The following is a 22,207-nucleotide window of genomic DNA, read 5'->3' as shown; positions in this document are numbered from 1 at the left end:
GACGGCCACTTGAAGCAATTCTGGCGGCCCCATGACCAATGTCATGGACCAACTGATCCTCGTCATCGGTCTCTTGCCACGGGTGATGGCCGCCGCACGACCATAGGAGATCCGTATCCACGATTTCGGAGGTCAGTATGCGACCTGGTAACCCGTGGCCCGAAGTCGAGTACCTCGTAGGCTTCCGGGACGACGTCCGGGTCGGGTTCGACGCCACGTCGGTCAGCCTCGCCACACCCGTGAACACCTTCGCCGTCCGGCTCCCCGAGGGGGGCGTCCGGGACGCCCTCGCCCGGCTCGCCGGTGACCTCGTCCCCATGGACAAGGCCCTCGACGAACTCGGTCCCGCCGAACGCGTCCAGTTCCAGCGCCTGTTGGGCCGTATCGGACGTCTGCTCGTGCGGGGCGTACGGATCGATGGGCGAGAGCTGATCCGACTCGAGCACACCGCGTACGACGCCGCTCCCGAGGCCGCGGACGTACGACCGGACAGCCTGGTGAGGTTGTCCCGGTTCGCCTTGTGCCGCACCAGGTCCGGGACGTTGGTGCTGGAGTCGCCGCTGGCCAAGGTCAGGGTGCTGCTGGTCCACCGGGCCGCCCGGGCGCTCGTCGCGTCGCTCGCGGCCGCTGCGCGCGTCGGCGATCTCGCCGAGTCGGCCGGCGGCGACCTGACGGCGGATGAGGCGGGCGCACTGCTGGGCCTGCTGGTCGGCGCCGGATTCGTCGAAGTCCTTTCACCCGGCGAGGAGTTCGGCGGGGACTTCGAGGAGGGCTTCGACCGGGAGGAGGACCCGACCCTGCGGCAATGGGACTTCCACGACCTGCTGTTCCACTCGCGCATCCGCAGCGGACGGTTCGACGAACCGCTGGGCGGCGTGTTCCCGCACAAGGGGAAGCTCGCCCCGCGCCCCGCGGTCAAGCCGCCGCCCGACGGGCCCTCGATCGCACTGCACCGCCCCTCGCTGGAAGACGTCACCCGGCGCGACCCCGGCCTGACCGCGGCGCTGGAAGGCCGCAGGTCGTTCCGCAGCTACGGCGAACAGCCGCTCACCGCCGAGCAGATCGGCGAGTTCCTTTACCGGGTGGGCCGGGTCAGGACCCACTTCGTCCCGTCCGAGGGCGACGAACCGGGCGGCGAGATCGTCTCGCGCCCTTATCCCACCGGCGGCTCGGCCTTCGAGCTGGAGCTGTACCTGACCATCCAGCGGTGTACGGGCATCGATGAGGGCATCTACTACTACGACCCGGTCGGGCACCGGCTCGTCCTGGTGAACGACGATCCCCTCGACCGCAGGGCGATGCTGGAAGTGGCGTCCGCGGCGACGTCCAGGGAGGCCGACCCTGACGTCCTGCTCACGATGACCTCCCGTTTCCAGCGGCTGTCCTGGAAGTACAGCGGTATGGCCTACGCGACGACCCTGCGGCACACCGGCGTGCTGTACCAAACCATGTACCTGGTGGCGACGGCGATGGGGATGGCGCCGTGCGGTCTGGGCATCGGGAACGCCGACATGTCGGCGCGTGTCCTCGGCCTCGACTATCTGCAGGAGTCGTCCGTGGGCGATTTCATCCTGGGCAGCCGGCCGCCGGGCGACCCCGGCATCTGGGACCGGGAACAGGGCTGGGAGTGGGTCAACGACCCGGAGTGGGCTGCATGGGCCGGCTCGGAGCTGCGCCGGGACTGAGCACACGGAAAGACATCAAGAATTGAGCCCCCACCGAATAGGTGGGGGTATTCACTTTTCCATTCGACGGAACTCGAAATTCCACTTACCTTCTCGTGATATCAGTAATCGCGCACGTGACAAGTGTCAATCGAAGGCGCCACACACTGGTTTCCGGCCAGGAAATTCGAAATAGTTTCCTTGTGCGGCCGTCCGGTCGTACAAGGACACTGTTGAGGAGTTCTCAATGAACACCGTCTCGGTCAACTCTGCCGACATCGAGCAGGTCTTCGCCTCGTTCGACGTGACCGAACTGGAGGTCCTGGAGGTCTCGCAGGGCGTGGCCCTGCCCGAGATGGGCGCCTCCGGCGGCAGCGGCGGCACGTCGTCGTCCTCGTCGACCTGCTCTTCGTCCACCTGCTGACGAAGGCCGATCGTCTGATCCGGTGAGACGGACGGCGGTGTTCACCCCCGAGGGGGTGAACACCGCCGTCCGTCCGGGACCGGGCCCGTGGATCAGCCCCGGCGGGCGACGTGCAGCGCGGTGACCCACAGGACGGCGGCGGCCCCGAATCCCAGCAGGACACGGACGTTCGCGGCGTCGATGCCGCCGGCCAGCATCAGGACCGCGGCCAGCGCCAGGGCCATGAGCAGCGCACCGGTCCACCAGTACTGCGGCTGCGCAAAGGACCGCGCGAGCGGGAGGAAGTGCAGCCCGACGATCAGGCACACCGCGGCGGGAACGTAGGGCCACAGGCCGAGCCGGCCGAGGAGCAGGATCGCCGCGACGACCGCCACGGTCTGACCGATATTCACCTGGCCGAAAACCCGGAAGCTGTTCGGCGCCACCCGGCGCATACGCCTTTGGCCCGGCAGCGCGCCGAACCGGATGGCGAGGGTCACCGCCGTGACCGCCACGGCCGCCGCCAGCGCGACTATGCAGAACAACGCCGGCGCGGACACCCGAGGTATCAGTCCGGACACCCCCAGGATTTCCCACATCGATGCGAAAACGGACATGATGACCGCGCCTTGCACGGGCCGGTTTTCGCTCAATTTTCGGCTGCCGGATTCATTGATCACCGGCCCAGCCTACCGCAGCGCTTCATCCCGAAATGCAGTACAGGTGTCATGAAGCATATGACGCTTGTCAGGAAGTAATCGGCAGTCCTTTTCTGATCGCATTCGATTCTTGAAAGATGAGTGCCCATGAGTGCCAATGCGCCAGAAGACCACCCCGCAGGAGTCCGGCTCTTCACCAGAGCGCCGGTGACGCTGGGGTGGCTCTCCAGGTCCGTGGTGCCCCTCGCCCGCGCCGTGCGCGACAGCGGGGGCGTCGTCGTACGGCTGCGCCGGGGATGGCTGCACGGCCCGCACGTGGACATCATCGGCCGGGGTGCGCTGGGTCAGGAACTCCCCTGGGAGAGCCTCGCACGGCAGCTGGACGCCGGTCCCCTGCCCGGGGACCGGGCGCTGGACGAGGAAACCTATCTCGCGCAGGCACGGGAGTTCGGCCGGCTGGAAGCGGTGCCGCCGCCGTATCTTCCGATGCGCGAGCACGGGGAGGTCGAATTCCTCGGCTCGGACGACGTGGCCCCGGGCGACCCGCTGCTGCACGGCCTGCGGGAGGCCGAGGTCGTGCACGGTGTGCTGTGCCCGCCGCTGATGAACACGATCGAGGAACTGACCCGGGATCCGTCCCTGGCCACCACCCGTCTCGCCGAGGCCTTCGTCGCGCTGGGCGACTCCTACTTCCTGGGGCTGGCCCACGGCGCCTTCTCGTTCCGCTCGCACGCCGAGGCCTTCCTCGCCTGGGCGGCCCCCAGCAAGGACGTGCGCCCGGTGTTCGCCGCGCGCCTGGCCACGGAGGCGCCCCTGTTGCGCACCGTGGTGGAGCAGCGGCTCGCGGGGGAGGTCGGCCCGGCTGCGGCCGAGTGGCGTACCGCCTTCGCCTACTCCACGGGTGCCCTGGACAGCGCGGTGACGGAGGGCCGGCTGACGCCCGCGATGCTGGACGCGGTCACCGCCTCCGTGGACAACACAGCCATGGGCCCGCCCACCGCGCCCGAGGTGGTCCCCCAGGGCAAGCACCCCGACACCGCTTTCCACCGGGCCACCGTCGAATCCGGGGTGATCGACAACCCGCCCCCGTGGTTCGCCGCGTACCGCATGCTGATCAACCTCTTCTACCAGCAGCTGCCCCTGCTCACCGTCTCCCCGATCCAGCGGTACTACATGTGCTACGCCCTCGCCGAGACGATCGACGAGGTCGTCGGCGAGACCTGGCAGGAGCGGCTGGCCAAGGGGCAGGTGCGGTGGGCAAGGGCCCAGGAGGCCACCCGATGACCGCACTCGAGACGCCCGCCGTCACCGCACCGCAGCCGGCCCGACCGGCCCCGCACCAGGAGCCCCTGTGGCTCCTGCGCATCAACCCGCTGCTCCGCAGCCGTCTCGGGGATCCCGACCTCAGGGACCTCCTGGCCCGGCTCGCGGAGGCCGAACGCGCGGTGCGGTCGGCAGCCGAACAGTGCTCCGAGGAGCTCTACGCCCTCATCGGCATCACGGCCGACGACGGCGAGCGCGGTCGGCTCATCGCCGTACGCCGTGCCGTCCACAACGACCGGCCCGTCAAGGACGTCCCGCCGACGGCGCCCTCGGTGTCCGGCTGGCTGCGCGCCACGGAGCTGCGTCGCGGACTGCGCGAGGAGGTGGCCCGCCGCTACGAGCAGGCGGCGGACCGGGAGCGCCGGACGCTCGCGAAGCTACTCGGCGACGAGCACCTGCGACGGTCGCTGGCCCTCGTCTCCCCCGAGGTGTACGAGGAGTCGGAGCGCTACCGCGCCGCGGTCGCGGGTCCGGACCGACTCTCCGCGCGCAGCCGCAAGTCGGAGCGGGGACTGATCCAGTACGTCACGCGGGCCATGGTGCGCACCAGCCCGCTCGCCCGCTTCACCGCCGTCGGCATCGCCCGGCCCGGGCCCGGCGGAGTCGACCCAGGCGAGGTGCGCTTCGAAGGCGCCACCGCCTTTCCAGGCCTGGACCGCGTCATGCTGGCCTACGTCCTCGGCGGCCTCAGCCCGGCCACCGGCGCCGCGCTGCTGAACGCCTGGGTGGCCCTGTCCCCCACCTCCGCCCTCAACGAGGGCCGGGACACGCTGTACTTCCTGCGGCCCACCGAATCCGGCTTCCAGCGGCTGTCGGCCCCGGTCAAGGGCGTAGTACGGGCGCTGGTCGACGCGACCGTCATGGGCCCCAGGCCGGTGCGCTCGGTGGTGGCGCACATCTCCGCGCAGACGGGGTGTGCGGCGCAGGACGCCGCGAAGGCCGTACTGCAGGCGGTCCACCAGGGCATCCTGTGCAGCTACGACGAGCCGGAGGACGGGGCCGCCGAGCTGTCGGCGCTGCTCACCCGGCCCGGGACCCCGGGCTCCGCGCTGCTGGACGACGTCAGGTCCCGGCTGCCGCGCTTCGCGACCGGGCCCGCCGCGGACCGCAGGGCCGAACTCCGGGCGATCGAGGGGGACTTCGAGCAGCTCAGCCAACAGGCCCGGCGGCCCGCACGGGTCACGGTCGAGGAGGACTACGTCCTGTCCCCGCTCACCGTCGACTCCAGCCGCTGGCGGCGTCCGCTGGCCGACGTCGGCGCGACGGTGGAGCTGTTGTCGGTGTTCGACTGGCTGCACGATGTCCGCGTGATCACGACGGCCACGTTCGTACAGCGCTTCGGTGCCGGAGCGTCCGTACCACTCACCGAGCACGCCGAGTCCCTGGTCCAGGAGGTCTCCCGGCGGGCGGCCGTGATGGGCGAGTCGTACGCCCGGGGCGACGCCGACGCGCTGCGCGGTCTCGGTACCGCGGACGGCAGCCTGGAGCAGCTGTTCGCCCTGCGCCGCCGGGTGATCGAGGAGACCCAGTCCCGCATCACGAAGGCAGTGGACGGCGGTGAGCCCGACATCGCGCTGTCCGCGCAGGAGGCCGTCGAACTGACCGCAGACCTGCCGCGGCGCATCCGCCAGGATCCGATGAGCTACGGGGTCATGGTGCAGGCCGCGGGCGAGCGGCTGGTGTTCAACGACGGGCTGCCCGGACACGGCATGCTGTACGCCCGGTTCCTGGACGCCGACCGGAAGCTGGGCGGCGATTCCCTCCCCCACCTGGCGCGGCGGCTCCTCGACCGGTACGCGTGGGACGGCGCCCGCGTGGTGGAGGACCTCGGGCTGCACCGCCTCAACGTGAACGCCCATCCAAGCATCCTGCCGGAGGGGCTGCGGCCCGACGACTGGTTCTCACTGCGCCTGGTGCACGACACGGAGTCCGACACGCTCGCTGTCGAGGACGCCGACGGACGGCGCATCCGCGTGCTTCCGCTGGGCACAGGCCACCCGGGGCTCTTCCCGCCACCGCTGTCCCTGGCCACGTCCCTGTCCACCGGGGGCCGGCTCAACAACGACCTGCTCGACGGCTGGCACCGGGCACAGCCCCGCGACCGGCGGCACACGCTGATGTGCCCCAGGATCTCGATCGGCGAGGTCGTCCTGGCCAGGCGCCGCTGGTACGGCGGCGGGGAGTTGGCCTCAGCCGTGGGCGCCGGGCCCGCGGAGCACGAGCGGCTGCTGGCGCTGACCGCCTGGCGCGCACACCACGGCGTTCCCGAAGAGGTCGTCGTCAAGACGGCGTTCGGGCAGGACTCGCCCCGGACTCTCGACCCGGCCGACGTACTGCCCCGCCGGCTCCAGCACAAGCCGCAGTACGTGGACTTCTCCAGTGCGCTGAGCACCCGGGTGCTGCCGAAGATGCTGGACCGCCGGGCAACGGAGGAAGAGGCCGTCAACTACCTGGAGGAGGCGCTGCCTTCGGTGGTCGACGGGACGCACGCGCAGGAGTGGGTGGTGGAGATCGGACGCACCCCGGGCGGCCTGTTCCAGTACGAAGGAGACAACCGATGAGGATGAGAGCAAGGCCGTATCTGCACTGCGCCCCGGTGCCGGGCGGGGTGTACTTCAGTGGCGCGCGGGCCCAGTTCGTCCTCAAGGGCTGGGACGGGCTGTTCAAGGTCGCGGACGTGTGTGTCCCGCTGCTCGAACGGGGCACGACCGAGGACGAGTTGGTGGCGGCGCTGGGCACGGAACGGGCGCGGCCCGTGGTGCGCCGACTGACGGGCGGGCTGCGCGCGCACGGCATGCTGCTGGACGAGGACGTCCTGAGCGGGGCCGGACCAAGCGCCGAGGACCGGGAGCGGTACGCGGGCTCGCTCGCCTATCTGGAATCGGTGTGCGCCGATCCGTATGCGGTCTTCGCCGGGGTCCGCGCCGCTCGGGTCGCCCTGTTCGGACCGTCGGACGCGGTACGTCCGGCTTCCCGGGGCCTCGCTCGTGCTGGGGTCGGCCAGGTGCTCACGCCGGACGTCGCCGAGTTCGGCGAGGTGGACGCCGTGCTGTGGTGCGGCACCGACGAGGAGCTGCGGGCCGGAGGGTTCGGGATCCACGGTGCCGGGCGGATACCGGACGGCGTGCCGGTCGTACCGGTCGTGCTCGACGACCGTGTGCTGCAGGCGGGCCCGGTCGTCCGGGACGCCGACGGGTATCCGGTGTTGTCGGCTGTCCGCGGCAGGGTGCTCGGATGGGCGCGGGGCGAGGGGCTCGGGCCGGCCGCCCGGCCTGTCGCGGACGCGATGATCGGCGCGATCGCCGGCCAGCTGATGTTCGATGTCCTGGCGGGGATCGAGGAGGGCGGCGCGACACACGTGGTGCACGGCGCCGAACTCGTCGCGGAACGCGTCCTCCTCGGCGCCGCCGACATGGTGGACGAAGAGCCCCGGACGCTCGATGACGCACCCGCCGAACCGCTCCCCGACCCCGACCAGGCGATCGAGCGGGTCAACGCCCTCACTGCTCGGTGGAAGGGCCTGTTCACTCCGGCGCGCGCGGAGCAGATTCTCCCTCAAATGCCCTTGGCTGTACGGGAGATGGAGTTGCGGTCCGATACCCCGGGGCAGGTCACCGTATGGGCGCCCGACCAGCGGTCCGCGACGGTAGGGGCCGCCCTCGAGGCGCTGCGGCGCTCCGGCACGACGGCCGAGGGTGAAGCGGCTGCCGCCGGGCAGACGGTGGAACGCTGGCTCCTGGACGGGGTGTTGCGGCTGCTCGCCGACGAGGCGGAGGCCTCGCACACGGCTCCCGTGGAGAGCGAGGAGACGGCCCGTATCCGGCGGATCCTGCAGGACCGGCAGCCGGAGCCGCTCACCGTACGCCTGCTGCACGTTCCCGGCCTCGACTGGCGGCTGGCCCGCGTCGAACTCACCGCCGACGGCGCGGATTTGGGAGCGGCCTGGGCCCCCGATGGCGACACCGCGGTGCGCGAGGCGCTGAGTACGGCCCTGGCCCGGGCCCAGGTGAACGCCACCCGTGGCGCCGGGGCTGGTGTGCCCGCGCTGCGCACGGACTCCGTCAACTCCGCGGACGAGGAAGAGATCCGCTCGCTGCGCGAGCAGGCCGGCCGGCTCGCCGCGGCACGGGGCGTCCGCTACACGGGGCGTCCCCTGCGGGCGGACCTCGCGCTCGGCGAGATCCCCTTCTGGGCCGGCCCTGTCCGCGCCCGTCAGCTCACCCAGGAGCTCCGCCATGCGCGATGAACAGCAGTACGGCCCCGGCATGACGGCGCTCCGCGACACCTCCTGGGAGGAGACGCTGCGGCGGATCGGCGGCGCGGTGGGCGCCGTGGTCGCGCTGAACCGCGGCTGGGACCTGGCCTGGGAGCGGGCGCAGTGGGAGAAGAGCGCCGCGAACGGCGAGGAACTCGTCTCGGTCCGGGTCTACGACGACGAGGTGATCGTCGGTCCGCGGTGGGTGCCCGGCACGGACTCCGGCTGCGCGGGCTGCGCCGAGGTGCGGGAACGCAACACCGCCGAGCATCCCCTGGCGGACACCCTGCAAGCACCGCGCGTCGTTCCGCGCGCGTCCCGGCCCCTGCTGCCCGATCTGCTCGACGCCGCCCTGGAGAACCTGGCCGATCACCCCCTGCAGCCGGGCGAGTTGTACGCGGTCGGCAGTCAGTACGTGCGACGGCACCGCATCCCGCGCAGCTTCTTCTGCCAGGCGTGCGCCGCACCCGGAAGGGTGCTCGACGACGACTGGCAGCCCGCCCCCCTGACGCTTCGCGCCGAACCCCTCTCCCCCCACGACCCGACGCGCGGGACCGGTGGCGCGCGTCTGGTGGAGCCCGGCGCCCTGCGCGACCGTCTGCTCGACGCCCGCTACGGGCCGATCCAGGTCGTCATGCGCGAATCGAACGTCCCCTTCGCCATGAGCATGTGCCTGGCCCCCGACGCCGCCGCTCCGGGGCACGGCCGTGCGGGAACGTTCGCCGAGGCCGACCCGGTCGGGATCATCGAAACCTACGAGCGGCTCGGCAGCTTTCCCTTCGACACCCCGCTCCTGCTGGAGCGCAGCTATCGCGAGGTGTCCGAGCACGCCCTGGATCCGGCCACCCTGGGCGAGCACACCGAGCAGCAGCTGACCCACCCGAGCTGCCAGGTGCTTCCGCACACGGCGGACACGCCCATGGACTGGGTGTGGGGTCACGACCTGGCCTCCGGCGCGCCTCAACTGGTCCCCGCCGAGGCCGGTTTCTACCAGTACGAGCAGCGGTTCAAGCTCGCCCGGCACGCGGCCCGGGCGGCGCGCGTGACCGCACGGCAGGCACGCGCGGAGGGCCGTACGCCCGAACCTGGCACCCTGCGCAAGTACTTCCACGACTCTTCGAGCGGCTGCGCGGCCGGAGCGAGCCTCGAAGAGGCCGCCCTGCACTCCCTGCTCGAACTCGCCGAACGCGACGCCTTCCTGCTGTCCTGGCACCGCCGGACACCGCTGCCCCGCATCACGAACGAGTCGATCACGGACCCGGAGAACCGGAGCCTCATCGACCTGATCCAGACCCGCGGCTTCGACGTGCACGTTCTCGTGGCGCGGCAGGACATCGACCTGCCGATCGTCTGGGTGCTCGTCGTGAACCGCCGGAACCCGTTCCCCGCCACGTACTCGTCCGGAGGCTCGGGAGCCAACCCGGACACCGCGATCCGCGGCGCACTGCGCGAGGTCGCCCAGCTCGTCACCAACAAGGTGCAGTGGAACCGCGAGGAGGCCGAGGGGATGCTCGACGACCCCTGGAAGCTGGTGGAGCTCGAACAACATCCGCAGCTGTACACCCTCCCCGAGAAGCTGTCCCGGGTCACCGAGGTCCTCGGCGGCCCGGAGATCACCCTGCGGGAGGCCTTCCCCGGCTGGCCGGACGCCCTGCGCCGGGCCTCCGGCGGCACGGTGCGCGGCGCCCTGGACCATGTGCGCGGGCTGTACGCGGACGCCGGGCTCGACCGGATCGTGCTGGTGAACCAGACCACCCGCGAGCACGCCGACGTCGGCGTCGCGGTCGCCAAGGCCGTCGTCCCCGGCATCCTCCCGATGTGCTTCGGCCACGCGCAGCAGCGTCTGAAGAACCTCCCGCGTCTGACGGCCGCGCTGGCCGGGACGCCGGAGGAGAACCGGGAAATCCCCTATGACCCGCACCCGTTCCCGTGAGCGGCCCGACGTGCGGTCGCGTCCCGAGGAGAGACGCATGAGCGAGACGACGACCGGTACGGTCCGGCGGGCCCCCGTGGACCTGCCGCCGCCGTTCGGCGACAACAACATCGAACGCGAGCCCCTATGGTACGAGTTCGGCGCCGGCTGCGATGAACCATCCGTACCATCCTGGACCTGGGTGCCGGAGCCGCCCATGACGTCGCACGTGGCCCCGCCCCCGCCCGCGTGCGTCCGAGGTGGACGGCGTACGGAACTGCCCCGGGGCACCGCGGAGTTGCTCGGCACGCTGCCCTTCCCGCACGGCCGGGCGGCCCCGTCCGACCCGGACGAGGCCCTGGCCCATGCGCTCGTCGCGGCCTTCGGGGTGCAGTGGTCCGACCCGGAGAACGTCTACAACCCGCACCGCGGCTACGCCTCACCGCGCTGCCTCTACCCGGTGCAGGTCTTCGTCGACGACGGTGAGCGCTGGCACCTGCTCGAACCCGAGCGGCACGCGCTCACCGCGCTCACCTCGGGCCGCCACCGCGGGCGGCACCGGCGGATCGCGCTGACCGGGAGGTACACGCGTATCCCCCGCGGCTACAAGTGGTTCCGCGGCTCGCTGGTGAACCTGGAACTCGGCATCACCCTGCGCTCCCTGGCGCTGGCCCTCGAACTGTTCGGGCTGTCGGGCCGGCTGGTGCTGCCGCACGAGGGCTCGGCAGACCTGCTGGACGAACTCGGGCTGACGCCGAGCTGGGAATGGTCGCTGCCCCTCGTGATCGAGCTCGGGCCGGACGATGCCGCCCGGTCCGCTGACGAGCCGGAGCCGTCCGGGGTGCCCGAGGACCGCCCACAGGACGCGGCGCTCAGGGATCTGGTGCGCGTCAATCGCGCCCAGGCGTTCACCGACCCCGCGACCCCCGTCACCCCGGCCGTTCCGGCGCGTCTCCCGTCCGCGCCCGGAGCGTCCGAGGACTGGGCGGAACTGATGTGGCAGCGCAACTCCGGCCGTATGCCGCGCGGTCTGCTCGGCATGAGCGGCCGGCGCACCCGGATGCCCGCCGGCTCCGTGCGGGACGCGATCCGCTGGCTCGGCGTACCGCCGCCCGGACCGACCCTGCGGGCCGTGTCCGAGCTGGTGACGGTCACCGCCGTGGTCCAGGACGTCGAAGGCCACGAGGACGGCATCCACCGCGCCCGCGACAGCGAGGCGGTCCTGCTGTCCGCGGACCGGACCGCGGCGGCCCGGCTGGAGGCGGAGTACGGGTACGGCCTCAGCACGGACGCCGGCTGCGACATCCGCAACGCCGCGGCGATCTGGTTCCTGTCGGTGAAACCGCGCGAGCTGTTCACCCGCTTCGGGCCGGGCGGGTGGAGCGCGGCGCAGTACTACTGCGGCTGGGCCCTGCACGGCCTGTGCCTGTCCGCCACGGCGCACGGGATGTTCGCCCGCCCGGTCCGCGCCTTCAACGAGATACCCACGCAGCGCATCCTCGGGCTGGAACCGGACGAGATGGTCGCCCTGGCCGCGGTGGCCGGCGCCCCCAGGCACGCGACCCACGAGCTGCTGGACATCAGAGTCTGATGGAGGAGAACGCCTTGATACAGCAGACAGCGCCCGGCCACCTGGAGTCCGACGGCGACACGACGTCGCGTACGCAGTGGAGTTCATGGCATCTACATCTGGCCTCCAACGCACAGTCGCTGCTGGACCGGGTGGTGAACGACGTCGTCGCGCCGACAGTGCAATCGCTCGACGGCGCACCCTGGTTCTTCATCCGCTACTGGCAGGGCGGCCCCCATCTCAGGCTGCGCGTGGGCAACTTGAGCCCGGCGGAATTCGACCGGGTGGAAGGGCTGCTGCGGGAGCGGCTGGAGAGCGCGGGACAACCGGCTACCGGAGAGAGTCCGTTCGGCGAGGACGCGTACCGGACCGAGGCACGCCTCCTCGCGCGCAGCGAGTACGGCGACGACGCGGACGTGGCGGCACTTCACGCTCCGGGCGTGCACCGCGCCGTCTACGAGCCGGAGACCGCACGCTACGGCGGCCCGCAGCTGATGTCGCGCACGGAGCGGCTGTTCCAGATGTCGAGCGAGCTGGTGCTGGCTCTGCTGCCGCATGTGTCGACTCCCCAGGCGCGTTCCGTCCTGGCCCTGCGCGCCACGGTCTCCGCGGCCGCCGCGCTCGGCGACGAGGCGGAGCAGGCCGCTTTCTATGCCAACAGTCTGCTGGCCTGGCGTTCCTGGGCGGCCGGATTCGGCTGCACCCAGGAGCAGTTGGACCAGCTGTGCCGTATCACCAGGACGACCGCGAAGCCGCTCGATCCCGCGCAGCACGGCCCCTTCGACGCCTGGCACGCGGCCCTGTCGGAGCTTGTCGGGGAGATCCGCACCACCACCACGACCGTCCCCGGACAGATCCTCGTCTCACACGTGCACATGCTCCACAACCGCCTCGGCCGGACCCTCTTCGACGAACTGCGCACCTACGCCTGGCTGGCGGACGCCTTCCCGGCCTCCGAACCGGCTCACGGAGCCCGCTGATGACCGACCAACCGCGTATCGCCGTGATCGGTTCAGGCATCGGAGGACTGACCCTGGCGGCGGCCCTCGCCGCGTCGGGCACACGGTGCGAGGTGTTCGAACAGACCCGCTCCATGGCGGAGATCGGAGCGGGGGTACAACTCGCCCCGAACGCCGCCCGCCACCTTCGCCGGCTCGGGCTCCAGCCCGCGCTGCGGGAGCGGGCCGTGGCCATCGAGGAGATGCGCGTGTACCGCTGGGCGGGCGGACTGATCGCCGGCACTCCGTTCGGAGTCGCGTGCGAGAAGCTGTACGGGGCGCCCTACTACGCCGTACACCGCGCGGACCTTCAAGGGGCTCTGCTCCGGCTGGTCGGGCCGGAACCGCTGCGGCTCGGGCACAAACTGCAGGGCGTCTCCCGGGACGGCGAGGACATGGTGCTCACCTTCGCGGGCGGAACCACGCATCGCGCGGACCTCGTCGTGGGGGCCGACGGCATTCACTCCGTGGTCCGGGAGGCCCTCGTCCGCGACGCACCGGTGTTCTCCGGTCTCGGCGTCTTCCGGGGCCTCGTTCCGGTCGGCCGGTTGCCGGCCCCGGCACGCGAACCGCTGATCAGAATGTGGCTGGGTCCGGGTCGGCACTTCGTGTGTTACCCGGTGGCCGGTGGACGGCTGATGAGCTTCGCCGCGATCGCCCCGCTCGCCGAAGCCGGGGCGGAGTCCTGGTCGGCGGCCGGCGACCCCGCAGAACTGGTGGCGGCCTTCGACGGCTGGCACGGACTGGTCTCGGACATCACCCACGCCACCGACATGGTGCGCCGCTGGGCCCTGTACGACCGGCCTGAGCTGCGTACCTGGTCTGCCGACCGGCTCACGGTGCTCGGCGATGCAGCGCACCCGATGCTTCCCTTCATGGCGCAGGGCGCGAACCAGGCCGTCGAGGACGCGGTGGAACTGGCCTCGCTGCTGGCCGGTGCCTGTCGCGACGAGGTGCCCGAGCTGCTCGCCAAGTACGAGAAGGCCCGCGCACCGCGTACGGCAGCCATCCAGCAGGGCTCACGAGGTCATGCGAACACCATGCATCTGGCCGACGGCCCGCAGCAACGCGAACGGGACCGGGCGATGCGCAGGGCCGCCGGTCTGGCCGGACTGCGCGAGCGCGCATGGCTCTACGGCCATGAAGCGGGGGCGCAACGTCGTACGGACCAGGCAGGAACGGGAGTGGTGTCATGACAGCCGCCGGCATGCGTGTGGCCGTGGTCGGAGCGGGGGTGTCGGGACTCGCCGTCGCCATCCTGCTGCGCCGACGCGGTGTGCGCTGCGACGTGTACGAGAAGTCGGACGCGCTCGGCACGGTGGGCGCGGGAATCCAGCTGTCTCCCAACGGTGCTCGCATTCTCCATGAACTCGGTGCCGAGCCGTCCATTCGCCGAAGGGGCAGCACAGCGCGCGCGATCGAGACGCGACGCTGGAACGACGGAACGCTCCTGTCCCGTGTCGCGCACGGAAACGTCTGCGAGGACCGGTTTCGGGCGCCCTACTACCTAGTTCACCGTGCCGATCTGCAGGCCTGTCTCGTCGACCTGCTGCCGCCGGGGCAAATACATCTCGGGCGGGCGGTGAGCGGTGTGGTGGAGCACGACGACCGGGTGGAGCTGCGCTTCTCCGACGGTGGCTCGGCGACGGCTGACGTGGTGATCGGTGCGGACGGTGTGCACTCCGCCCTGCGCACTGCGGTGGTGGACGACAGGCCGGTGTTCTCGGGGTATTCGGTGTATCGGGGGCTGGTACCGGCCTCCGCCGTGCCGTCCTTCGAGGACGATCCGCGGGTGATGTTCTGGTTCGGCCCCGGCCGTCATGTCACCTACTACCCCGTCTCGTCCGGACGGACGGTCCATTTCAGTGCGGTGTGTGCCGATCCGTCCTCGGGCACCGCTCCGCGCAGCTCGCCCGCCGACGTCAGGGGCCTGTTGGCGGAGTTCGACGGCTGGCACGAAGACGTCATGCAGGTCGTGCGCGCAGCAGGATCGGTGACCCGCTGGGGACTGTTCGACCGGAACCTGTCCGACCGGTACCGCACTGGTCGCGTGGCTCTGGTCGGTGACGCCGCTCACCCCATGCTTCCCTTCCTGTCGCAAGGGGCGAGCCAGGCGCTGGAGGATGCCGTCGTACTGGCGGACAGCCTCACCGAGTACATGACCGACGTGCCGGGTGCGCTGGGCAGATATGAAGCGATCCGGATGCCCCGTACGACCGAGGTCCACCGGCAGTCACGGCTGCGCTCCCGCACCTTCCACCTCTCGGACGGACCGCTTCAGGCCGAACGCGATGCCGCGCTGGCGGAACAGCGGGATCTCGCACACCTCGACTGGCTCTACGGAGACGCCATGCGGTCGATCAACGCTCTGACCGGGCACTGACTGCTGACCCTCCGGTACGGCCGAGCGCGGGGCGGGATCGCGTAATTGCGATCCCGCCCCGCGCCATGTCAATCCAAAGGCCGTTGTTCGGGGAGGCAGTTATTCGGGCCTGGGGTCCCAGCGGAAACGTCGGACAGCCACCACTGCGCCGAGGACGCCCCAGGCAGCCAGCACCCCCAGCTCCTTCCACTGGTACCCGCCCCCGTGCGTGAAGGGAGCCATCATGGCCTCGTTGAAGGGCTTGACCGGAAGCAGACCCGCGATGGTGTTCAGCACGCCGGCATGTATGGGGAAGTAGCTGCCGGAGATGAACACCAGCGGAAACTGGATGAACTGCACGAGCGCGGGGGCTGCTTCGGCGCTTCTGACCAACGACGCGACGCCGGCGCCGAGGGCGCAGAAGCTCGCAGCACCCAGTACCAGCGTCAGCGCAAGCGCCGTCCAGTGAGTGGGCAGTGCCACCCCGTAGAGCGTTCCCACACCGATGACCAAGACGACGTCGATGAGGCTGACCAGCACGCAGTGCGCCAACAGGCCGACGAAGTAGACCCAGGCAGGCAAGGGAGTCGCACGCAGCCGCTTGAGCAGGCCGGTCTGACGCCGTGTCGACAGCACGATCGCCAACTGGCCGTAGCAGGCGCCGAGTACGGATACCGCGGCGATCGTCGGCGTGTAGTACTGCATGCTGGACATTCCGAAGAAGAAGTCCTGCTTCTTGTCACCCCCGAAGACCGCTCCGAAGATCGTGACGACGACTACGGGCAGAAGAAAGGTGAAGACCACGGCTTGCGGGTTGCGCCAGAAGGAGAGTTGCTCGTAGCGGATCTGATGGATCAAGAGGCCGACACGGCCACGACTGGGAGAGTCGCCACGACGGAGGCCGCGCTCCTGATCCGGTGACGTGTGCGGCGCGTCGGCCGTGGACGCCGGGGACAAGGCGGTCATGAACGGCTCCGATGCGGTCGATGCCCTCGTGCGGTGACGGACTGCTGGGACGGCTCGCGTTCGAAGGAACGGGTGATCTCGAGGTAGACGTCCTCGAGGGAGGGCCGCTCGACGGTCAGTCGCTGAAGCGTCGTGCCACGGCGCAGGGCCCAGTCGGTGAGGGAGCGCAACACCGCTGTCGGCTCCTCCACCTCGATGGTGACCAGGGCACCCTCGGTGGCGGTACTCGCCCGCACCGGCAGATCCGACACCTCCGTCCCCGGCGGCAGTTCAAAGCGAATCCTGGCGAACGCGCTGTCTCTCCCGCCGAGCGTGGCCGGTGTGCCCGACTCGACGATCCGTCCGTCCGCGATGACGGCCACGGAGTCGGCGAGCGCCTGCACTTCGTCCATGTAATGGGTCGTCAGCACGATAGTGGTGCCGGAAGCCCTTAGGTCCTGCACCACCTCCCAGGCACTGCGGCGGGCACTGGGATCGAAGCCCGTGGTGGGCTCGTCGAGAAAGAGCAGACGAGGATCTCCGACAACCCCCAGTGCCAGGTCCAGACGGCGCTTCTGCCCGCCTGACAGGTCCTTGACCTTTGCGGCCCGCTTCTCGCGCAGACCGACGAGTTCGATGACCTCGTCGACATCGCGGGGAGCCCGGTAATAGCCCGCGTTGCGTGCGATCGTCTCGCGCACGGACAGATACGGCTCCACCGCTATGTCCTGCAGGACCAGACCCACCCGTTCGCGCAACTGACGACTGTCGCCGGGTACCCCGGGGTCCAGGCCGAGCACCTCTACCCGGCCCTTGTCCCGGCCGCGGAAACCCTCGAGGATCTCCAGCGTCGTCGTCTTGCCCGCGCCATTGGGTCCCAGCAGGGCGAAGATCTCCCCCTCCATCACAGTGAAGTCGATTCCGCGCAACACCTCGTGGCTTCCATAGGTCTTCTGCAGACCTTCCACAACAACCGCCGTCATCGAGGTCGCTCCAGTTCCCTCACGTTGCTCCTCCCTGCCTGCTTCACTTGCCGGCCTCCGCGCTGCCGGGCATGCCTGACCGTATGGCTGAGTCCATGCCCGGCAGGAGTGGCGCTCGGGATCTGGTGACGTGCGTCATGAAAGCAGCGACAGTTGTCAATCACGGCAGATCCGCTGCTCGACGGTGGCGGTGGGACGCTTGTCGGCCTCCTCCTCGTCGACGCCGTCGGTTTTGGCACGGACTGCGAAGGAGGTCGTCGTCGACCGCTGTCTCCGGGATCACTTTCAAGCGATACGAGCGGACGAATCACGCAGCTCCGCAGCCTGCTTCCGTGCACGACCGATGCACAGATGGCCACCCCTTGACCACCCCACGTCTCGCCCAGACTGACTCGCGCATCAGCCGCCCCCTAAGAAACAGCAGGCCAGCACCGATACACGGCATCAGAGACGCATGACTGAACACAGACAGTGAAACCTCTGACCTATGCATTCCGAGAACACGAGCGATCATGTCGCCTCGTGACGGCTCATGACACCGCATGCCATCGTGCCTGCTCAGACCACATGCCCCATGTTGAGCACGCGTAACTCATGCCGAACACATGGCAGTTGTCGGACATCGACAAACCAGTCGCAGGGGGCAACTTCCTGGGCTGCGCTTCAGGGGGTGGGTTGGTCGAGCCAGTCCGCGTAAGTCGGTCCGGCAAGGGTCGCGTGCGGGCCGGGGAGCAGGCCGCCGTTCTCGAACAGGTCCCGGTCGGGGTTGGCCGGGTCACTCACTTCCTCGATGCGGGACGGGCTGCCCCGCCGAGCGGCCAGCAGGCGTGCCGCGTCGGCCAGGTTCTCGGCTCGGGGGCCGGCGATCTCCGGGTACGGCGCGCCTGTGGGCGCCGGATCCGCATCGGTGGCGACCTCGACCAGTTTCTCGGCGACGGTGCGGGCGGCGACGAGTTGGGTGCGCATGTTGGGCACATAGGCGACCTCGCCCTGGGTGCCCCAACCGAGCAGTTGTTCAACGAACTCGTGGAACTGCGCGGCCCGCACGATCCGGGTGGGGAGCGGGCCGGCCAGCGCTGCTTGCTCGTGGGCCAGTTTGGCTGCGTTGTAGCCGGTGGCGGAGCCGTCGATGCCGATGATCGACACCACCACCATCCGGCGGACACCGGTCTTGTGTCCGGCCTGGTGCAGGTTGCGAGCGGTGGTGGTGAAGAACTCGGTGGCCGCCGCCTGCTCGGGCGAGGGTGTGCTGGACACGTCAATGATCACTTCGACGCCGTGCAGGGCTTCGGCCAGGCCCTCCCCGGTGACCACGTCCACGCCCAAGGATCGTGAGATGGGCACGACTTGCTGGTCGCGTTCCTCAAGCACCTGCGCAACGTGCCTGCCGACACGGCCCGTCGCTCCGACGACGGCGATCCTGGTGGACTTCTGCATGATGGCTACCTTCCGTGGACAGTTCCGATGGTGGGCTTTCAACTCGATGGGTGGGCTTTCAACTCGATGACGGAGCGCGGCGCGAGAACGTGACCAGCTCCGTCGGAGATGCTCGGCGACTTCCTCCCTTCCGACGCCGGGGCACCGGACTACTGGGCCGACAGCTTCATCCCGCCCCACACACCCCGGACTGGCTTGCGGTCATGGGGCTGGAGGGGGCGCGTAGCGGGGGTCGCGGTCGCCGGAGTAGGTGACGGCCATGGTCAGCCGGGCGGGACCGGGGCCCGCGTTGCGGTAGACGTGGTCGCGATCGCCGCGCATGCGCAGGGCGTCGCCTGCTTCGAGGGTGAAGTCGGCGCCGCCGACCTCGACCTCGAGCCGCCCCTCGTAGAGGTGGAGCAGTTCCCGTGTTCCTGGCGGATGCGCGGGGGAGCCCATCTCGTCGTGCTCGGCGATGAGAAAGTCCCAGAACTCGATGAACGGGGCCTGGCCGTCGTTGATGAGCAGCCGCCCCACACTGTGCTGTCCAGCGCGGTGAACCTCGGCGTCGGCCGCACGCACCACCTGGCCGAGTTCCTCGGGCGGCTCGACGAGACGGCCGATCGAGGTACCCAGAGTGGCGCTGATCCGGGCGAGCGTGGCGACGCTGGGGTTGGTGCGGCAGGTCTCGATCTGCTGCAACATCCCCCGGCTGACCCCCGATCGTGAAGCCAGGTCATCCAGCCGCCAGCCCCTCAACCGTCGCATCGCCCGCAGGTTCGCGGCCAGTGTCCGGCCCACGATCTCCGCTGGATCCTCCATTGACATCACCCTTCCCGACACTCAATATATCGGATCAGAAGAAAATATATTGCCTCCAATTCTCGCAAGGAAGGCGCACGATGAAGACGATCTCCCACTCGATCGAGATCAACGCTCCGGCCGCAGAAGTCTGGAAGGTGCTCACTGACCTGACCGCCTACTCGGACTGGAATCCCTTCATCCGCGAGGCATCCGGCGACGTCACAGTCGGCCGGCGGCTCACGCTGAGGATGTTCCCCGCCGACGGGAAGCCGATGACGTTCCGCCCGCGCGTCCTGGCTGCCGACCCCGGCGTGGAGCTGCGCTGGATCGGCCACTTCGTCCTGCCCGGCATCTTCGACGGCGAGCACCGCTTCACGCTCACCACCACCGCGACCGGCGGCACCGAGCTCCTGCAAGCCGAGAAGTTCTCCGGCCTTCTCGTCCCCTTCACCGCCAAGACCATCTCCGCCACCCTGCAGAACTTCGCCGCCCTCAACCAGGCCCTCAAGACCCGCGCCGAAAGCCGATCGCAGCCAAACCCCGCACCCACGCCCGCCGCGACCGACCAACCTCGGTAGTGTGAAGTTCTCCCCTCACGAAACTCGACGCCTGCGCCGCGAGGGCGTGTCCTTGTTCGTGTCGCTGCCGCATCTGCAACGAGGTGAGACAGCCCCGGCTGGGTTGCTTCCGTAGACGCCTGCGGTCGCGGAAGGTCTCGATGCAGGCGAAGAACTCGGTGAGCGCCGCCGGCCCGGTCGGGCCGGCGGCGCTCACCGATCCGGACGAGACGCTGAACGAAGCCAGTTGATGGCGTCGGACCTCGACCCTCAGCAGGTCCAGCAGCGAATGGTCAACTGGCCTGGGCGGTCGGCATGATGGTGACCTGCTGGAGGTTGACCCGCGGCGGGAGGGACGCGACGAACCCGACGGTCTGCGCGATGTCCTCGGGCGCGAGCCACTCCATGGCTTCCTTCGATCCCTCCAGCCACGCACGAGCGCCTTCGTCGGTGACGTGGCTCTGCAGCTCGGTACCGACGATGCCGGGCTCGATCGCCGAGACACGCACCTTCTTCGCACCCAGCTCGACCCGCAGGTGCCGGGAGAGATGGGTGACGTATGCCTTCGTCGCGGAGTAGACAGCGAAGTTCGGGAAGATGTTCTGCGCCGCGATCGACGACGTGTTGATCAGGTCCGCGACACCGCGCTCCTCAGCGGCCTTCACCAGCTGCGGCGTGAACGCGCCGATGACGTTCATCAGGCCGGTGATGTTGAGGTCGATCTGGTGCTGCCACTGCTCGGCGGCCAACTCCTCGATCGGGGCGGGAAGCATGACGCCCGCGTTGTTGAGCAGCAGGTCGGCACCGCCGAACTCGGCCGCGACCCGGTCCGCCGCCGCCCGTACCGCCGCCGCGTCGGTCACGTCGGCAGCCAGGGCCAGGGCCTGACCGCCGTTCTTCCCGATCCGGACCACCAACTGCTCCAGCCGGTCCGCACGCCGGGCCAGGACGACGACACGAGCACCGAGTCCGGCCAGGTGCTCGGCCGACGCCTCGCCGATACCACTGGAGGCACCGGTGACGACCGCGACGCGGCCAGAGAGGGGACGGGCGGAAGTCTGCGTGGTCATGAGACACACCTTTCAAGGTGAGTGAGATGAGGGGCCTGGGGCCGCGGCCTGTCGCCATCGGCTCCTCCACAAGGACACCACCCACGGACGCCTCACGGGGCGCCGGAAAAGGCCCTGACCAGGCAGGTATCCACAAGGAAGGTACTGGCAGTACCACCCGGCCCGGGACATGTCCCCCTCTCGCCCGCCACACTGGGGGATATGGATGACCGCAGTAACGAGCTCGCTGACTTCCTGCGCACCCGCCGTGCCCGGGTCACCCCCGACCAAGCAGGGCTGCCCGAGGACGGCCGGGCCCGCCGCGTGCCCGGCTTGCGCCGCGACGAGGTCGCCAGACTGGCCGGAGTCAGTACCGAGTACTACACCCGCATCGAGCAGGGCCGGGCACAGAACCCCTCCCCCGAAGTCCTCGAAGCCCTCGCCGGCACGCTGAGGCTGGACCCCTCCGAGCGCGAGCACCTCACCGACCTCCTGGCACGTCCAGCACCGGCCCGCCGAGCTCCGACCAGCCCCCAGCGCGTGCGCCCCGGACTCCACCTGATGCTGCAGACCCTCGACCACGTGCCCGCGTTCATCCTCGGCCGACGCACCGACGTCCTGGCCTCCAACCGCCTGGCCCGCGAGGTTCTCACCGACTTCGACGCACTGCCCGCACCCCGCCGAAACCTGGCCCGCTACTACCTCCTGGACCCCGACGCCCGTGAACGGGTCGGCGACTGGGAACAGATCGCCGCCGAAACCGTCGCCATCCTCCGGCTGGAAGCCGGCCGAAGCCCCCATGACCGCCAGCTCGCCGATCTCGTCGGCGAACTCACGCTGAAGTCACCGGAGTTCTCCACATGGTGGAACGATCACAGGGTGCTGCGCCGGACCCACGGCGCCAAGCACTACCATCACCCCCTGGTCGGCGAACTGCACTTCTCCTACGAGTCCTTCCAAGTGCCTGGCGACACGGACCAGACGCTGTGCGTCTACAACGTCGAACCCGCCTCCGACACCACCCGAGCCTTGCAACTCCTCACCAGCTGGACAGCCCCACAGCCGACGGGGACGCCGGAACGAGGCGCGTAGGGGGCCGGCGTTCTTTCAGCTCGGCGGCGGTGTGCTCGCCGAGTGTGCGTCCGCCAGGGTGGGCAGGCCGTCGGTGGCGGCCTTTGTACAGTGCGGGCAGCGCATGGAGCCGAGCGGCCGTGATGTGCGCCGCGGCGGCATCCTTGCCTTCCTGCGCCAATGCGGCTGCGGGGACGCAGCTGCGCGATTTCCGTACCTGCGCGCACTGACTTCGA

18 protein-coding genes are annotated in these 22,207 nt (G+C 70.0%); 12 read left to right on the top strand and 6 right to left on the bottom strand.

Going from position 1 to position 22,207, the window contains the following annotated elements; all coding sequences use genetic code 11:
- Positions 1–137 precede the first annotated feature (137 nt).
- Together OG975_RS26215 and OG975_RS26210 are read left to right on the top strand one after the other, a co-directional pair.
- The gene (locus OG975_RS26215) at positions 138–1,685 is read left to right on the top strand and encodes a SagB family peptide dehydrogenase (RefSeq protein WP_406331819.1); all 1,548 of its coding nucleotides are present in this window, start codon (positions 138–140) and stop codon (positions 1,683–1,685) included.
- Between the two features lie 226 nt (positions 1,686–1,911).
- Positions 1,912–2,088, top strand: a complete 177-nt coding sequence (locus OG975_RS26210) for a thiazolylpeptide-type bacteriocin (RefSeq protein ID WP_406331817.1) — start codon at positions 1,912–1,914, stop codon at positions 2,086–2,088.
- 92 nt (positions 2,089–2,180) lie between these two features.
- On the opposite strand, the gene OG975_RS26205 is transcribed toward OG975_RS26210, so the two are convergent.
- On the bottom strand, positions 2,181–2,747 hold the full coding sequence (locus OG975_RS26205; protein ID WP_406331816.1) for a hypothetical protein: 567 nt from the start codon (positions 2,745–2,747) through the stop codon (positions 2,181–2,183).
- A 126-nt stretch (positions 2,748–2,873) separates the two neighbouring features.
- On the opposite strand from OG975_RS26205, the gene OG975_RS26200 reads away from it, so the two are divergent.
- From OG975_RS26200 to OG975_RS26165, 8 genes are read left to right on the top strand one after another with little or no spacing between them, the layout of a single operon-like run.
- Entirely contained in the window at positions 2,874–4,010 is a 1,137-nt protein-coding gene (locus OG975_RS26200; protein WP_406331815.1) for a hypothetical protein, read from the top strand.
- A complete protein-coding gene (locus tag OG975_RS26195) occupies positions 4,007–6,610 on the top strand; it encodes a lantibiotic dehydratase (protein ID WP_406331814.1) in 2,604 nt (867 codons plus the stop codon). Before OG975_RS26200 ends, OG975_RS26195 begins: the two co-directional genes overlap by 4 nt.
- Positions 6,607–8,295 carry a hypothetical protein gene (locus OG975_RS26190; RefSeq protein ID WP_406331812.1) on the top strand — a complete coding sequence of 563 codons (1,689 nt, stop codon included), beginning with the start codon at positions 6,607–6,609 and terminating at the stop codon, positions 8,293–8,295. Before OG975_RS26195 ends, OG975_RS26190 begins: the two co-directional genes overlap by 4 nt.
- Positions 8,285–10,237, top strand: coding sequence for a TOMM precursor leader peptide-binding protein (locus OG975_RS26185; RefSeq protein WP_406331811.1), 1,953 nt, complete (start codon positions 8,285–8,287; stop codon positions 10,235–10,237). Before OG975_RS26190 ends, OG975_RS26185 begins: the two co-directional genes overlap by 11 nt.
- A gap of 37 nt (positions 10,238–10,274) precedes the next feature.
- Positions 10,275–11,807, top strand: a complete 1,533-nt coding sequence (locus OG975_RS26180) for a hypothetical protein (protein WP_406331810.1) — start codon at positions 10,275–10,277, stop codon at positions 11,805–11,807.
- A 14-nt stretch (positions 11,808–11,821) separates the two neighbouring features.
- Positions 11,822–12,766 carry a thiopeptide-type bacteriocin biosynthesis protein gene (locus OG975_RS26175; protein WP_406331809.1) on the top strand — a complete coding sequence of 315 codons (945 nt, stop codon included), beginning with the start codon at positions 11,822–11,824 and terminating at the stop codon, positions 12,764–12,766.
- Positions 12,766–13,980: an FAD-dependent monooxygenase gene (locus OG975_RS26170; RefSeq protein WP_406331808.1), complete on the top strand. Its 1,215-nt coding sequence runs from the start codon at positions 12,766–12,768 to the stop codon at positions 13,978–13,980. The genes OG975_RS26175 and OG975_RS26170 overlap by 1 nt, the downstream gene beginning before the upstream one ends.
- Positions 13,977–15,167 carry an FAD-dependent monooxygenase gene (locus tag OG975_RS26165; RefSeq protein WP_406331807.1) on the top strand — a complete coding sequence of 397 codons (1,191 nt, stop codon included), beginning with the start codon at positions 13,977–13,979 and terminating at the stop codon, positions 15,165–15,167. Before OG975_RS26170 ends, OG975_RS26165 begins: the two co-directional genes overlap by 4 nt.
- Positions 15,168–15,266: 99 nt before the next feature.
- On the opposite strand, the gene OG975_RS26160 is transcribed toward OG975_RS26165, so the two are convergent.
- From OG975_RS26160 to OG975_RS26145, 4 genes are all read right to left on the bottom strand, one after another.
- A complete protein-coding gene (locus tag OG975_RS26160; RefSeq protein WP_406331806.1) occupies positions 15,267–16,112 on the bottom strand; it encodes an ABC transporter permease in 846 nt (281 codons plus the stop codon).
- Positions 16,109–17,074, bottom strand: a complete 966-nt coding sequence (locus OG975_RS26155; RefSeq protein ID WP_406331805.1) for an ABC transporter ATP-binding protein — start codon at positions 17,072–17,074, stop codon at positions 16,109–16,111. Before OG975_RS26155 ends, OG975_RS26160 begins: the two co-directional genes overlap by 4 nt.
- Before the next feature lie 663 nt (positions 17,075–17,737).
- The gene (locus tag OG975_RS26150) at positions 17,738–18,511 is read right to left on the bottom strand and encodes an SDR family oxidoreductase (protein WP_406331804.1); all 774 of its coding nucleotides are present in this window, start codon (positions 18,509–18,511) and stop codon (positions 17,738–17,740) included.
- A gap of 201 nt (positions 18,512–18,712) precedes the next feature.
- Complete coding sequence (locus OG975_RS26145; protein WP_406331802.1) at positions 18,713–19,312, bottom strand: helix-turn-helix domain-containing protein; 600 nt, start codon at positions 19,310–19,312, stop codon at positions 18,713–18,715.
- 80 nt (positions 19,313–19,392) lie between these two features.
- On the opposite strand from OG975_RS26145, the gene OG975_RS26140 reads away from it, so the two are divergent.
- Entirely contained in the window at positions 19,393–19,872 is a 480-nt protein-coding gene (locus OG975_RS26140) for an SRPBCC family protein (RefSeq protein ID WP_406331801.1), read from the top strand.
- Positions 19,873–20,144: 272 nt separating this feature from the next.
- On the opposite strand, the gene OG975_RS26135 is transcribed toward OG975_RS26140, so the two are convergent.
- Entirely contained in the window at positions 20,145–20,921 is a 777-nt protein-coding gene (locus OG975_RS26135; RefSeq protein WP_406331800.1) for an SDR family oxidoreductase, read from the bottom strand.
- A gap of 201 nt (positions 20,922–21,122) precedes the next feature.
- On the opposite strand from OG975_RS26135, the gene OG975_RS26130 reads away from it, so the two are divergent.
- Positions 21,123–21,992 carry a helix-turn-helix transcriptional regulator gene (locus OG975_RS26130; protein ID WP_406331798.1) on the top strand — a complete coding sequence of 290 codons (870 nt, stop codon included), beginning with the start codon at positions 21,123–21,125 and terminating at the stop codon, positions 21,990–21,992.
- Positions 21,993–22,207 lie beyond the last annotated feature (215 nt).

Source organism: Streptomyces sp. NBC_00203 (assembly GCF_045206325.1).
GTDB classification, from domain to species: domain Bacteria; phylum Actinomycetota; class Actinomycetes; order Streptomycetales; family Streptomycetaceae; genus Streptomyces; species Streptomyces lutosisoli.
Note: the sequence above shows the minus strand (reverse complement) of the source record. Positions and strands in the feature narration are given on the sequence as shown.

Excerpts from the sequence above, each read along its gene's own strand:
- OG975_RS26215 (WP_406331819.1), top strand. The coding sequence starts at position 138 with ATGCGACCTGGTAACCCGTGGCCCGAAGTCGAGTACCTCGTAGGCTTC.
- OG975_RS26210 (WP_406331817.1), top strand. The coding sequence starts at position 1,912 with ATGAACACCGTCTCGGTCAACTCTGCCGACATCGAGCAGGTCTTCGCC.
- OG975_RS26200 (WP_406331815.1), top strand. The coding sequence starts at position 2,874 with ATGAGTGCCAATGCGCCAGAAGACCACCCCGCAGGAGTCCGGCTCTTC.
- OG975_RS26195 (WP_406331814.1), top strand. The coding sequence starts at position 4,007 with ATGACCGCACTCGAGACGCCCGCCGTCACCGCACCGCAGCCGGCCCGA.
- OG975_RS26190 (WP_406331812.1), top strand. The coding sequence starts at position 6,607 with ATGAGGATGAGAGCAAGGCCGTATCTGCACTGCGCCCCGGTGCCGGGC.
- OG975_RS26185 (WP_406331811.1), top strand. The coding sequence starts at position 8,285 with ATGCGCGATGAACAGCAGTACGGCCCCGGCATGACGGCGCTCCGCGAC.
- OG975_RS26180 (WP_406331810.1), top strand. The coding sequence starts at position 10,275 with ATGAGCGAGACGACGACCGGTACGGTCCGGCGGGCCCCCGTGGACCTG.
- OG975_RS26170 (WP_406331808.1), top strand. The coding sequence starts at position 12,766 with ATGACCGACCAACCGCGTATCGCCGTGATCGGTTCAGGCATCGGAGGA.
- OG975_RS26165 (WP_406331807.1), top strand. The coding sequence starts at position 13,977 with ATGACAGCCGCCGGCATGCGTGTGGCCGTGGTCGGAGCGGGGGTGTCG.
- OG975_RS26160 (WP_406331806.1), bottom strand. The coding sequence starts at position 16,112 with ATGACCGCCTTGTCCCCGGCGTCCACGGCCGACGCGCCGCACACGTCA.
- OG975_RS26155 (WP_406331805.1), bottom strand. The coding sequence starts at position 17,074 with ATGACGGCGGTTGTTGTGGAAGGTCTGCAGAAGACCTATGGAAGCCAC.
- OG975_RS26150 (WP_406331804.1), bottom strand. The coding sequence starts at position 18,511 with ATGCAGAAGTCCACCAGGATCGCCGTCGTCGGAGCGACGGGCCGTGTC.
- OG975_RS26145 (WP_406331802.1), bottom strand. The coding sequence starts at position 19,312 with ATGGAGGATCCAGCGGAGATCGTGGGCCGGACACTGGCCGCGAACCTG.
- OG975_RS26140 (WP_406331801.1), top strand. The coding sequence starts at position 19,393 with ATGAAGACGATCTCCCACTCGATCGAGATCAACGCTCCGGCCGCAGAA.
- OG975_RS26135 (WP_406331800.1), bottom strand. The coding sequence starts at position 20,921 with ATGACCACGCAGACTTCCGCCCGTCCCCTCTCTGGCCGCGTCGCGGTC.
- OG975_RS26130 (WP_406331798.1), top strand. The coding sequence starts at position 21,123 with ATGGATGACCGCAGTAACGAGCTCGCTGACTTCCTGCGCACCCGCCGT.